Annotated in this window: 10 protein-coding genes; 6 read left to right on the top strand and 4 right to left on the bottom strand. The window is 40.7% G+C overall.

The features are described 5' to 3' along the window. Positions 1 to 7: 7 nt before the first annotated feature. The 3 genes from BKL49_RS03785 to ttcA all read right to left on the bottom strand — a co-directional run bounded on the left by BKL49_RS03785 (position 8) and on the right by ttcA (position 2426). Positions 8 to 985 carry a FecCD family ABC transporter permease gene (locus BKL49_RS03785; RefSeq protein ID WP_077423296.1) on the bottom strand — a complete coding sequence of 326 codons (978 nt, stop codon included), beginning with the start codon at positions 983 to 985 and terminating at the stop codon, positions 8 to 10. A 180-nt stretch (positions 986 to 1165) separates the two neighbouring features. After that, on the bottom strand, positions 1166 to 1495 hold the full coding sequence (locus BKL49_RS03780) for a TusE/DsrC/DsvC family sulfur relay protein (protein WP_077423295.1): 330 nt from the start codon (positions 1493 to 1495) through the stop codon (positions 1166 to 1168). Position 1496: 1 nt separating this feature from the next. Next, complete coding sequence (gene ttcA / locus BKL49_RS03775; RefSeq protein WP_167367114.1) at positions 1497 to 2426, bottom strand: tRNA 2-thiocytidine(32) synthetase TtcA; 930 nt, start codon at positions 2424 to 2426, stop codon at positions 1497 to 1499. A gap of 148 nt (positions 2427 to 2574) precedes the next feature. Here ttcA and mukF point away from each other — a divergent pair, with 148 nt between their 5' ends. The 3 genes from mukF (at position 2575) to mukB (ending at position 9232) form a co-directional block, all read left to right on the top strand. Then, a complete protein-coding gene (gene mukF / locus BKL49_RS03770; RefSeq protein WP_077423293.1) occupies positions 2575 to 3909 on the top strand; it encodes a chromosome partition protein MukF in 1335 nt (444 codons plus the stop codon). A gap of 80 nt (positions 3910 to 3989) precedes the next feature. Next, positions 3990 to 4721, top strand: coding sequence for a chromosome partition protein MukE (gene mukE / locus BKL49_RS03765; protein WP_167367111.1), 732 nt, complete (start codon positions 3990 to 3992; stop codon positions 4719 to 4721). Continuing rightward, a complete protein-coding gene (gene mukB, locus BKL49_RS03760; RefSeq protein ID WP_077423292.1) occupies positions 4721 to 9232 on the top strand; it encodes a chromosome partition protein MukB in 4512 nt (1503 codons plus the stop codon). Before mukE ends, mukB begins: the two co-directional genes overlap by 1 nt. A gap of 61 nt (positions 9233 to 9293) precedes the next feature. Here the strand turns inward: mukB and BKL49_RS03755 are convergent, their stop codons facing one another. Beyond that, a complete protein-coding gene (locus BKL49_RS03755) occupies positions 9294 to 9746 on the bottom strand; it encodes a DUF302 domain-containing protein (protein ID WP_244151946.1) in 453 nt (150 codons plus the stop codon). A 133-nt stretch (positions 9747 to 9879) separates the two neighbouring features. On the opposite strand from BKL49_RS03755, the gene BKL49_RS03750 reads away from it, so the two are divergent. The 3 genes from BKL49_RS03750 (at position 9880) to BKL49_RS03740 (ending at position 13038) form a co-directional block, all read left to right on the top strand. Continuing rightward, entirely contained in the window at positions 9880 to 10755 is an 876-nt protein-coding gene (locus tag BKL49_RS03750) for a hypothetical protein (protein WP_077423495.1), read from the top strand. Between the two features lie 11 nt (positions 10756 to 10766). Beyond that, positions 10767 to 12191 (top strand): exodeoxyribonuclease I, encoded by a 1425-nt coding sequence (sbcB, locus tag BKL49_RS03745; RefSeq protein ID WP_077423290.1) that lies wholly within the window; start codon positions 10767 to 10769, stop codon positions 12189 to 12191. Between the two features lie 556 nt (positions 12192 to 12747). Continuing rightward, a complete protein-coding gene (locus tag BKL49_RS03740; protein WP_077423289.1) occupies positions 12748 to 13038 on the top strand; it encodes a hypothetical protein in 291 nt (96 codons plus the stop codon). Positions 13039 to 13238: the final 200 nt, after the last annotated feature.

Raw genomic sequence — 13238 nt, 5'->3', positions numbered from 1 at the left:
TTGTTCCTTAGTGGGTAACATTTTGTTTAATGAGTACCCAAGCGAAAAACGGTGCACCAATAAAACCGGTAAGAATGCTAAGTGGGATTTCTTGAACATACAAATTGCGTGCCAGTGTATCTACAATCAGTAAAAAAATTGCACCAATTAAGGCGGCAATCGGAAGACTTTTCACGTTGTTATCGCCGATAAATAAACGGGCAGGGGGATAACTAATCCCAGCCAGCCGATAGCACCGCTTAAACATACGGCGGACGGTAAGAAGTGTCGCTGTGCATACCATAACTCCTCGTTCAAACCGAATGTTTGCACCAATTAATTTCGCTTCTCGTTCTCCCAAGGACAATACGTTAATACGCCAACGCATCGCAAACAAAGTGAGGATAGAAAAGAGAATAATGGGGGAAAGGGGCGCTAAATTAGCGTAGTTAGATTTGGTGAGACTGCCCAGTTGCCAATAGACAATATCGGCAAGTTGGGTTTCAGGATCGGCAAGATATTTAATTAATCCGAGTGTTGCCATCATAAAACCGGAAACAATGATGCCGGATAATACTAACATAATGTTTGAATCGCATTGAATTAAACGCGGTAAGTTCATCGCGATCAATACGGCAAACAATCCGCCGATAAAAGCAAAAACTTGTACACTGAGTGTATCGACACCGATTAAAATTGCCACGGCTGCACCTACGCAAGCCCCATTTGATACACCTAAAATGTCCGGAGATACTAAAGGATTACGAAAAATACCTTGATATGTCGTTCCAGCGATTGAAAGCGCGGCACCGATCAAAACCGCAGCCAGAATACGAGGAAGACGAAGATTAAAAATGATGTTGCAGTGAATATCGGTTTGGGGTTTACCAAGCAGTGTTTGAACCACATCAGAAAGTGTTATGGGGTAACGTCCCCAAGAAAGTGAGAGTAAGCAAAGCCCGATAAATAGTACGAGAAGAATTGAAAAATAATGTGAGCTTTTCATTATTTAGTAAGAAAGTGCAATCCAAAACATAGTAGTCCATTATATATAAGATCTACCCTTGTCTCACACTGCTATAAAAAGGCTGACCAAGAGAAAGAAATAAACACCATAAAAATAGATATGCACTTGTATTATCATGCAAAGTGCGGTCAATTTTCACGAAGTATTTTTAAAAGGAGGCTATAAACATTTTGCCGGCTTTGGTAAACCGGCTAATTTTGTGGCTTGTTTTGCCGGGCCTTCGGGAAATAAACGTTGCAAATAGCGACTGTTTCCTTTGTCTGCCCCTAATTTTTCAGCCATCGCTTTAACCAACATACGAATCGCAGGGGAAGTGTTGTATTCTTGATAGAAATCACGCACAAAGTGAATAACTTCCCAATGTGCTTCGGTTAATTCAAGATTCTCTTGTATTGCAATGGCACGGGCAACATCTTCATTCCATTGGGTGTGATCAAGCAAATAACCCGAATTATCTGTTTCTAATTCTATTCCGTTTACATTCAACATCTTAATTGACTTCTTTAAAGCTAATCATTTCATTATCAGAAAAATCTGTTTGATCTTCATCAAATTGCATTGGCGTAATATGTTCTTCACCAAAAGCGGTGTCGCCTTCAATGCCTTCTAAGGCTTGTCCGTGACGAATGCCTTTGAAATCGAACAGGTTAGGATCACACATATGTGACAACGTAATATTTTGCATTGCACTAAACATTGTTTCCAAACGTCCCGGATATTGGCGATCCCAAGTATTCAGCATTTCTTTTACTACTTGGCGTTGTAAGTTTGGTTGTGAGCCACATAGGTTGCAAGGAATAATCGGAAAGGCTTTTGTAATGGCGTATTTTTCAATATCTTTTTCTTTGCAGTAGGCAAGGGGGCGAATCACGATTTGCTGGCCATCGTCTGAAATTAATTTTGGCGGCATTGATTTCATTTTGCCTCCGTAGAACATATTCAAGAAAAGGGTTGCCAGCATATCATCACGGTGATGTCCCAGTGCGATTTTGGTTGCCCCTAATTCTGTTGCCGTACGGTATAAAATGCCACGGCGTAGGCGGGAGCAAAGGGAGCAGGTCGTTTTGCCTTCCGGAATTTTCTCTTTCACAATGCCATAAGTATTTTCTTGCACAATTTTATAATCTACACCAATACTTTCTAAATATTCCGGCAATACCTGTTCGGGAAAGCCCGGTTGTTTTTGATCGAGATTGACCGCCACAATATCAAATTTGATCGGCGCGCTTTGTTGCAAATTCAGCAAAATATCCAAAAGCGTATAACTGTCTTTTCCACCGGATAAACACACCATCACTTTATCGCCTTCTTCGATCATACCAAAATCGGCAATGGCATTACCGACATTACGGCGTAAGCGTTTTTGTAACTTATTGAAATTATAGGTTTGCTTTTTTTCTTGTTGGGTTAATTCGCGCATTTTCATTTTTTCGGTTTTTATGGAGGGGCGTATTATACGTGAAAATCGGAAAAAGTGCGGTCAATTCAAAAGAAGATTTTTAAGATCTATAAAAAATCCTGTATAATCGGCACAATTTTATGTTCAATTTTAACGCATTATCATTTCAATGATTGAAACATCACAAACTATTCCTGAACTCGTTTCTTGGGCGAAAGATCGCGAGTTTTCACTGAATTTACCGACCGAACGCTTAGTTTTTCTACTTGCGATTGCTATTTACAATAATGAACGTTTAGACGGCGAAATGTTGGAAGCCGATTTGGTGGATATTTTCCGCCATACGATGAATGCGTTTGAACAGTCTTCTGAGGCAATAGCAACCCGTGCGAATAATGCGATCAATGAATTGGTTAAACAACGGTTATTAAATCGATTCAGTAGTGAATTTACCGAAGGCTTGGCTATTTATCGTTTAACTCCGCTTGGTGTGGGCATTTCCGATTATTACATTCGTCAGCGTGAATTTTCCGCTTTGCGCCTTTCTGTGCAGCTTTCCATTGTGGCAGATGAAATTCAGCGTGCCTCCGATTCAGCCGAAGAAGGGGCAAAAAATAATGAAACCGAGCATTATTGGCGGCGCAATGTGTTTGCGCCATTAAAATATTCCGTTGCGGAAATTTTTGACAGTATTGATCTTTCGCAGCGAATTATGGATGAAAATCAGCAGAGTATTAAAGAAGAAATTGCCGAGTTGCTCACCAAAGATTGGCAGGCGGCAATTTCAAGCTGTGAACGTTTATTGGATGAAACCTCCGGCAATTTGCGTGAATTACAAGACACCTTAAATGCTGCCGGAGATAAATTACAATCCCAATTATTGCGTATCCAAGATTGTGTGATCGGGCGTGATGATTTGTATTTTATCGATCAATTAATTACCGATTTACAATCCAAACTCGACCGCATTATTAGCTGGGGACAGCAGGCGATTGATTTGTGGATTGGCTACGATCGCCACGTACATAAATTTATTCGTACCGCCATTGATATGGATAAAAATCGTGTCTTCTCGCAACGTTTACGCAATTCTATTCACCATTATTTTGATCACCCTTGGTTCTTATGGATCGCTCAGTCCGAACGTTTGGCCGATCTTCGTGATGAAGAAGCGGCACTGCGTGAAGAAGAGGCACTGGGCGAATTGCCGGAAGAATTAGAATATGAATCCCTTTCCGATTTACACGATCAGATTGTTGAGCAGATGCAAGGCTTGTTGATTGCTTACCGTGAAAACAATCGCCCAATTGATTTAAGTTTGGTACTCAAAGAACAGCTCGAAAACTATCCGCTTTCCCGTCATTTTGATGTGGCAAGAATTATTGTGGATCAAGCGGTACGATTGGGAATGGCGAATGATGATTTATCCGGTATTTATCCGAATTGGAAAGCCATTAACAAACAGGGTGCAGAAGTACAGGCGCACGTGATTGATAAGTATTAAAGTGCGGTCAATTTTTAAAGCGATTTTAAAATGTAGGTCGATATGATTCTTACAGAATATAAAGAACAAGAGAACAAAAAATGATAGACAATCTTCAAGATGTAATTTCCCCAAAACTTGCCACCGCCATTGCCAATCCATTATTTCCGGCGGTGGACAGTCTTTTGCGTTTTGGTCGCCATATTAGTACGGAGCATTTGGATTATCACGCCTTTTTAATGGATTTCCAAAATGAGTTGGACGGTTTTTATCGCCGCTATAACGTGGAACTTATTCGTGCGCCGGAAGGTTTTTTCTATCTTCGTCCCAAAGCAACCACACTCATTTCCCGTTCAACCCTTTCCGAGTTAGAAATGTTGGTGGGAAAAGTATTGTGTTATCTCTACCTAAGTCCGGAGCGGTTGGCACAGCAGGGGATTTTCAATACGCAAGAAGTCTATGATGAGCTATTGAATCTCGCCGATGAAAGCAAATTATTAAAAGCGGTGAATCAACGTTCCAGCGGTTCTGATTTAGATAAACAAAAACTGGCGGAAAAAGTGCGTTCGGCAATTAATCGTTTACGCCGTTTAGGAATGATTCAAGCGGTGGGCGAGCAGAATAGCGGTAAATTTACCATTTCTGAATCGGTTTTCCGTTTTGGTGCGGAAGTGCGTTCCGGCGATGATCCGTTAGAAGCACAAGCCCGCCTTATTCGTGATGGGGAAGCCGCCACGCCGGAATCGTTGGAATTGGAAAAATTGGCACAACGCAATGAAGAAATTGAAAGTGCGGATGAAATGGATGAAGAATTTGACGGAGAACAAGCATAATGTCTGATGTTTTAGAATTAGAAAATGCAACGGAATTAGAATATGAAAATGACGCCGAAACCTTGGATGTGATTGCGCCGCTTGCCGTTCAAAATGAAGTTGATCGTGGTAAATTTCGTTCTTTAACCTTAATTAACTGGAACGGTTTTTTCGCCCGCACTTTTGACTTGGATGAATTGGTTACCACACTTTCCGGTGGTAACGGTGCGGGGAAATCTACCACAATGGCAGGATTTGTCACCGCCTTGATTCCGGATTTAACCTTACTGCATTTCCGTAATACAACTGAAGCCGGTTCAACGGGCGGTTCACGCGATAAAGGCTTGCACGGTAAGCTACGTCCCGGCGTTTGTTATGCCGTATTGGATACCGTCAATTCCCGTCATCAACGTACTCTTGTTGGGGTGCGTTTGCAGCAGGTTGCCGGTCGTGATAAGAAAGTCGATTTAAAAACCTTCTCTATTCAGGGTGTGGAATTATCTCAAAATCCGACCGCACTTTTCACGGAAACCGTAGCCGAACGTCAAGCACGTGTACTGAATTTGAATGAACTCAAAGAGAAAATTGAAAATCTTGGCGCACAATTCAAACAATATCAATCCATCACCGATTATCACGGTATGATGTTCGATCTTGGTATTATTCCAAAACGTCTGCGTTCTGCCTCCGACCGTAGCAAATTCTATAAACTTATCGAAGCTTCCTTATACGGCGGTATTTCCAGTGCTATCACCCGTTCTTTACGCGATTATTTATTGCCGGAAAACTTAGGCGTGCGGAAAGCATTCCAAGATATGGAAAGTGCCTTGCGTGAAAACCGAATGACCTTGGAAGCCATTAAGGTAACACAATCCGATCGGGATTTATTCAAACACCTGATTACAGAAACCACCAACTATGTGGCATCGGATTATATGCGTAACGCCAATGAACGCCGTGGCAATATTGAAACGGCAATGGCATCCCGCCGTGAATGGTATAAAGCCAAAGCAGAACAGGATTTATCGCAACACCGTTTGGTGGATTTAAGCCGTGAGGCCGCCGAGCTTGCAGAAAGCGAACGCACCCTTGAAGTAGATCACCAAAGTGCGGTGGATCACTTAAATTTGGTGTTGAATGCTTTACGCCATCAAGAAAAAATCTCGCGTTATCAAGAAGATGTTGCCGAACTTTCCGAACGTTTGGAAGAACAAAAAATGGTAATGGAAACCGCTAATGAACAGTTGGAAGAAAGCCAAGCACAATTTGAACAAACGGAGATTGAAATTGATGAGGTTCGCGCACAGCTCGCGGATTATCAGCAAGCATTGGATGCACAACAAACCCGTGCATTACAATATCAACAAGCCATTGCCGCATTAGAAAAAGCCAAAACCCTTTGTGGGTTGGCAGAATTAAGCGTGAAAAATGTGGAAGATTATCACGCCGAATTTGCTGCTCACGCAGAAAGTTTAACGGAAACAGTGTTGGAACTGGAGCATAAAATGTCCATTTCCGAAGCGGCAAAATCTCAATTTGATAAGGCATATCAACTGGTTTGTAAAATTGCAGGCGAAGTGCCACGTTCTGCGGCGTGGGAAAGTGCGAAAGCATTGCTACGCGACTATCCAAGTCAAAAATTACAAGCCCAACAAACACCACAACTGCGCGCCAAATTGCACGAGCTTGAACAACGTTATACACAACAACAAAGTGCGGTCAAATTGCTCAATGATTTTAATCAACGTGCAAATTTAAATTTAGAAACAACAGAAGAATTAGAAGATTGTCACGCCGAGCAAGAAGCCTTGGTGGAAGATCTTTCCGCCGCGCTTTCCGAACAGGTAGAAACCCGTTCCACCCTTCGACAAAAACGTGAAAATTTAACCGCACTTTATGAAGAAAATGCCCGTAAAGCCCCGGCGTGGCTAACGGCTCAGGCGGCATTGGAGCGTTTGGAAGAACAAAGCGGCGAAACCTTTGAACACAGCCAAGATGTGATGAACTTTATGCAGGCTCAACTCGTAAAAGAACGCGAATTGACGATGCAACGGGATCAGCTTGAACATAAACGCCAACAGTTAGACGAACAAATTTCTCGTTTAAATCAACCGGACGGTTCTGAAGATGCCCGTTTAAATACCCTTGCCGAACGGTTTGGTGGCGTATTGCTTTCCGAACTTTATGACGATGTACCTATTGAAGACGCCCCTTATTTCTCCGCACTTTATGGGCCGGCAAGACACGCCATTGTGGTGCGCGATCTTAACGCAGTGCGTGAACAATTGGCGCAATTGGAAGATTGTCCGGATGATTTATACCTTATTGAAGGCGATCCAACCGCTTTTGATGACAGCGTATTATCCGCACAAGAGCTTGAACTGGGCGTGGTAGTGCAGGTTTCTGATCGTGAACTACGTTATTCAAAATTCCCTGAAATTCCTTTATTCGGCAGAGCGGCACGTGAAAAACACTTGGAAGCCTTAACCGTTCAGCGTGATGAAATTGCAGAAGATTATGCTCAAATTGCTTTTGATGTTCAAAAATGCCAGCGTTTACACGAACATTTCAGCCAGTTTGTCGGCTTGCATTTAGCCCTTGCATTCCAACCGAATCCGGAAGAATTGATGGCAGAAATTAACCGTGAACGCAATGAAATCGAGCGTGAATTAAATCAATTCAACAGCGGAGAACAGCAATTACGCATTCAATTAGATAATGCGAAAGAAAAAATGCAACTGCTGAATAAACTGATTCCACAGTTAAATGTGTTGGCAGATGAAGATTTGATTGATCGTATTGAAGAATGCCGCGAGCAGTTAGATCTTGCGGAGCAAGATGAATTATTTATTCGTCAATATGGCGTAACGTTGTCACAATTAGAACCGATTGCGAATAGCTTACAAAGTGATCCGGAAAATTACGAAGGATTAAAAACCGAATTAAACCAAGCCATTGAACGCCAAAAACAAGTACAACAACGTGTATTTGCCTTGGCGGAAGTGGTTCAACGTAAACATCATTTTGCTTATGAAGATGCAGGGCAGGCGGAAACCTCGGAATTAAATGAGCAATTACGTCAACGCCTTGAACAAATGCAACGTCAACGTGACACACAACGTGAACAACTTCGTCAAAAACAAAGTCAGTTCGCACAATATAATCAGGTATTTATCGGCTTGCAAAGCTCTTACGAAAGCAAAAATCAGTTATTAAAAGAACTGATTGATGAAATTGGAGAGTTGGGTGTGCGTGCTGATGAAGGGGCAGAGGAGCGTGCGCGTGTTCGCCGCGATGAGTTATACCAACAACTTTCAACAAGTCGCCAACGCCGTTCTTATGTGGAAAAACAACTGACACTTATTGAAAGCGAGGCAGAAAATCTCAATCGCCGTATTCGTAAAGCGGAACGCGATTATAAAACCCAACGTGAATTAGTGGTTGCGGCGAAAGTAAGCTGGTGTGTTGTGTTACGTTTATCACGCAATTCCGATGTGGAAAAACGTTTGAATCGCCGTGAATTGGCTTATTTATCCGCCGATGAATTGCGTTCTATGTCGGATAAAGCCTTGGGGGCATTACGCACCGCCGTAGCGGATAACGAATATTTGCGTGATAGTCTGCGTGCTTCGGAAGACAGCCGTAAACCGGAAAATAAAGTGCGGTTCTTTATTGCGGTATATCAACATTTGCGTGAACGTATCCGTCAAGACATTATTAAAACAGACGATCCAATCGATGCCATCGAGCAAATGGAAATTGAGCTTTCCCGCTTAACAGCGGAACTGACAGGCCGTGAGAAAAAATTGGCAATCAGCTCTGAAAGTGTGGCAAATATTATGCGTAAAACCATTCAACGTGAGCAAAATCGTATTCGTATGCTTAATCAAGGTTTGCAAAATATTGCCTTTGGACAAGTGAAATCGGTGCGTTTGGTGGTCAATATTCGTGATACCCACGCAATGTTGTTGGATGCGCTTTCCGGTCAGCAAAATGAATATCAAGACTTGTTCAGCGATAATCGCATGACATTCTCGGAAGCAATGGCAAAACTTTATCAACGCATTAACCCGCATATTGATATGGGACAGCGTACTGCTCAAACCATCGGCGAAGAATTGTTGGATTACCGCAATTATCTTGAACTTGAAGTGGAAGTTTTCCGTGGTGCAGACGGTTGGTTGCGTGCAGAGAGTGGTGCGCTTTCAACCGGTGAGGCGATTGGTACGGGGATGTCAATTCTCTTAATGGTTGTGCAAAGCTGGGAAGAGGAAAGTCGCCGTATTCGAGGAAAAGATATTGTGCCTTGCCGTTTGTTATTCCTTGATGAGGCCGCGCGTTTGGACGGCAAATCCATTTCTACTTTATTTGAGCTTTGCGAACGTTTGGATATGCAACTGCTCATTGCCGCACCGGAAAATATCAGTCCGGAAAAAGGTACAACCTATAAACTGGTGCGTAAAATCGCCGGCAACCAAGAACACGTACACGTGGTTGGATTGCGTGGATTTGGTGCGACAGAATTACAATAAATAAAAAAGTGCGGTCAATATTATTAGTGTTTTATTTGACCGCACTTTTATCAAAGAAAGCTTATTTTTTCATTACGCTATTCGGAATCAGTTTTTCCAGATTCTTGAGTTTGCCATAAACCTCTTCGCTTAAACCGTGTTTTTTGCCTAAGCTATCCGTATCATTCATCGTAACGAAGACTTCACCTTTTTGGTCTTCCCAAACTAACGCCTTCACGGGTAAATCAATTGCCAAAGTAGGGGCTTTCAGCATCATTGGTGTACCGGCTTTTGGACTACCAAAAATTACAACACTGGCAAAAGGCATATCAAGTCCTGCCTCTTTGGCAGCCGCCTGGTGATCGATCACAGTGAATAATTTCAAGTTGTTAGCGGCAACAATTTGCTTAATTTTATCTACGGTTTGCACCGCATCATATTCACTTTTGAAGGTTTTTAACGCAGAGGTATCCGCTTGTGCCAATGACGAAGTAAAAAAAGGCAAGGTAAAAAGTAAGATTTTTAAGAATTTCATTATAATCTCCATTTTGTGGTAAAAACCTTTTCATTCTAAAGGATTATCACTATTAAACAAGAAGGATTTTCAACGGTATTTTGTGAAGAAGAATGGTATAATCCGTTTCCCTATTTTTTCAATTAACTTACTTATGTTTAATCTTATTCTTGCAGTCATTTGTAGCGTAGCGGTTTCCGTATTATTAAAAATTGCCGGTAAAAAAAAGATTATCATCGCTCAGGCAATTGCTTTTAACTATGTTGTGGCAACAACGTTGTCTTATTTTGTTTTAACGCCAAATTTTAATGGGTTGAAATTTACCGATTATTTTACCCAAAGCGAAAGCACACCGATTTTCTTGGCATTAGGTTTATTGTTACCGAGCGTCTTTATTATTATGTCAAAAGCAGTGGAGTCTGCCGGTATCGTTCGCTCTGATGCGGCACAACGCCTTTCTTTATTCTTACCTATTCTTGCGGCATTTTTCCTTTTTAACGAAACATTGAGCCAATCTAAATTCATCGGCATTGTTTTAGCCTTTATAGGGTTGTTTTGTTTGTTAACCAAGCCCAATCAAGGGCAGAGTGCGGTCAATTTTAAAGGAATTTTAGGCTTGATTGGCGTGTGGTTTGGTTATGGCATTATTGATATTTTATTCAAGCAAGTAGCCAAAAGCGGGGGAGCGTTTCCGGCAACTTTATTCATATCCTTTTCCCTTGCCGGCTGTATAATGTTCATCTATCTCGTGCTGAAACGTACACAATGGACGGTACCAAGTGTATTCGGCGGCATTATTTTGGGTGTTCTCAATTTCTTTAATATCTTGTTTTATATTAAAGCACATCAAAGTTTTAGCGGTAATCCAACACTGGTATTTGCCGGTATGAATATTGGTGTCATCTGCTTAGGTACACTTACCGGTGCATTAGTATTTAAAGAAAAAATCAGCAAAATAAATTGGTTAGGTATTGCTTTTAGTTTAAGTGCGATTTTCTGTCTGTATTATTTAGACAAAATCATTGCGTAAAAGAGAGTAGTATGGTGAAAGAGTTCAGTTTCTTTATTTACGATTACGAAAGTTTTGGCATTAGTCCGGCAGAAGATCGTCCTGCTCAATTTGCAGGTATTAGAACCGATGCCGATTTTAATATCATTGGTGAGCCTGTAATGCTGTATTGCAAGCAAACAAATGATTATCTGCCTTCGCCGGAAGCGGTAATGGTAACCGGCATTACACCACAGGAATGTAATGAAAAGGGGATTCCCGAACCGGAATTTGCGGCAAAAATTTTGGCAGAATTTTCTCAACCTAATACTTGTGTGATGGGGTATAACAATATTCGTTATGACGATGAAATGACACGTTATACCTTCTATCGCAATTTTATTGATCCCTATGAATATAGTTGGAAAAATGGCAATTCCCGTTGGGATTTATTAGATCTTGTGCGGGCCTGTTATGCCCTTCGTCCGGCAGGAATTAATTGGGCGTATGATGATGAAGGTATGCCGAGTTTCAAATTGGAAAAACTTACCAAAGCCAACGGTATTGAGCATAAAAATGCGCACGATGCAATGGCGGATGTTTACGCCACTATTGCGATGGCAAAATTAATTAAAGAAAAACAACCCAAATTATTCCAATATTTCTTTGAAAATCGTGGCAAAAAAGAAGTTGAAAAACAGATTGATACGGCAGAAATGAAGCCTTTGGTTCACGTTTCCGGAATGTTAGGAAATTACCGGGGAAATTGTACGTGGGTAGCCCCCATTGCTTGGCATCCCAATAATCCAAATGCGGTGATTGTGTGTGATTTAACCGGTGATATTAATAATAATTTATTAGCAAAAAGTGCGGATGAATTACGTGCGGATTTATATACTAAAAAATCGGAATTGGAAGCTCGCGGCGTTTCTGCAGTTCCCTTAAAATTAGTACATATCAATAAATGCCCAATTCTCGCACCCGCCAAAACGTTGTTACCGGAAAATGCTGAAAGGTTAGGTATTGATCGTCAATTCTGTTTAGAAAATCTGGCTAAATTACGTCAATCTTTTGATGTTCGTGAGAAGGTAACGGATATTTTTTCAGAAGTGCGAACATTTGAGGCAAGTGATAATGTTGAAACCGAACTTTACAACGGCTTTTTTAGCAATGCCGATAAAAACAATATGGCGATTTTACGCGGTTTACCTTCAGACAAACTTGCCGAACACGGTTTAGCCTTTGAAGACAAGCGTATTCCTGAATTGCTGTTTCATTATCGGGCGCGTCATTTCTATAAAACCTTAACTCGAGCAGAACAAATAAAATGGCAAAAATACCGTCAACGTAAACTGGAAAGAAGTGCGGTTGATTTTGAGCAAAGTTTACAACGTCTCATCAATGAAAATGCAGATAATCCTGAAAATTTAGCGTTATTACAACAGGTGTATGAATATGGTGTGAAGTTGCTAGGCTAATTTGTGACAACATAACAAAATCTACTTTTATCAAAAAATAAGCACATTCATAAATGGATGTGCTTTTTTCATTTTTAAGGAAAAAATTACCTGCTATTAGTCCGGATTTCACGTAGCGCAATCAAAAAATAGAAGGGCAAACCGGATTTGCCCGTAAACCTTGCTCGATGTAATTTGAAAAATTGACTGAGTTGCGGTGCTGTCAGTTTTAAAAATCCCTGAATATTTACCGCACCTGCCGAAAAATAAAAATCTTAATTTCTCACCTAAAAAACTTTACAAAACCCTGACAATCAACGTCAACCACTCAATAAATAGTTCAAAAAACCCGTTACAACGTTCAAATATCACTTTATTTGTCTTGTTTAAGTAGTATCTGTGACTTGTGTATAAGTCTGTGATTTCCTTAATCCGTAGCTTTCACTTACCTGATAACTAATTTCGCATAATGATTTTTCGGATTATGTTGAATTCGAAGTGCGGTATAATTGGCGAAGCACCGCACGAGAATTTACACATAATCCGCCATTATGCGAAATTATAACTTATTGATTTTATGGCAAATATTACATTAAAGGACATAACACCAATTCATTTTTTGAATGCGGTTAGATTGTTGAAAGCCGATGATTATCGGGTTTATTGCACATTGGACACGATTGAGATCAGATTTGAGACAAAGCGGTTTTATACTAAGGAAGAATCGAATGCACGATTTGATCTTTGTGAACATTTAGCAGAATTCTTGGGTGAGTTGAAAAATTCAAGTGTGCCAATAGACAAGGAAGAGTTTATTAAGGCATTTAGTCCAACTGTGCCAAAATCTAAATTTTATAGACGAAAATAACCGGCAATTTGCCGGCTATTTTTGTTAAAATTCAGGTAAATTCTCTAAATTATCAGATTTTCTTTTATTTCCTGCTGTTGTGATGAATTCATCATTATAGAGAACTACATCATCCCCAGCAACCCATTTACCATTTCTTTTCGTACCAGTTTTGATTGATAATTTTTCTGTTTTCAGTAAGGATACTATTAATTTTCTAG

The sequence above is a fragment of the Rodentibacter myodis genome, assembly GCF_001999305.1.
Taxonomy (GTDB): Bacteria; Pseudomonadota; Gammaproteobacteria; order Enterobacterales; family Pasteurellaceae; genus Rodentibacter; species Rodentibacter myodis.
This window is presented reverse-complemented; position numbering and strand designations above follow the sequence as displayed.

Excerpts from the sequence above, each read along its gene's own strand:
- BKL49_RS03785 (WP_077423296.1), bottom strand. The coding sequence starts at position 985 with ATGAAAAGCTCACATTATTTTTCAATTCTTCTCGTACTATTTATCGGG.
- BKL49_RS03780 (WP_077423295.1), bottom strand. The coding sequence starts at position 1,495 with ATGTTGAATGTAAACGGAATAGAATTAGAAACAGATAATTCGGGTTAT.
- ttcA (WP_167367114.1), bottom strand. The coding sequence starts at position 2,426 with ATGCGCGAATTAACCCAACAAGAAAAAAAGCAAACCTATAATTTCAAT.
- mukF (WP_077423293.1), top strand. The coding sequence starts at position 2,575 with ATGATTGAAACATCACAAACTATTCCTGAACTCGTTTCTTGGGCGAAA.
- mukE (WP_167367111.1), top strand. The coding sequence starts at position 3,990 with ATGATAGACAATCTTCAAGATGTAATTTCCCCAAAACTTGCCACCGCC.
- mukB (WP_077423292.1), top strand. The coding sequence starts at position 4,721 with ATGTCTGATGTTTTAGAATTAGAAAATGCAACGGAATTAGAATATGAA.
- BKL49_RS03755 (WP_244151946.1), bottom strand. The coding sequence starts at position 9,746 with ATGAAATTCTTAAAAATCTTACTTTTTACCTTGCCTTTTTTTACTTCG.
- BKL49_RS03750 (WP_077423495.1), top strand. The coding sequence starts at position 9,880 with ATGTTTAATCTTATTCTTGCAGTCATTTGTAGCGTAGCGGTTTCCGTA.
- sbcB (WP_077423290.1), top strand. The coding sequence starts at position 10,767 with ATGGTGAAAGAGTTCAGTTTCTTTATTTACGATTACGAAAGTTTTGGC.
- BKL49_RS03740 (WP_077423289.1), top strand. The coding sequence starts at position 12,748 with ATGGCAAATATTACATTAAAGGACATAACACCAATTCATTTTTTGAAT.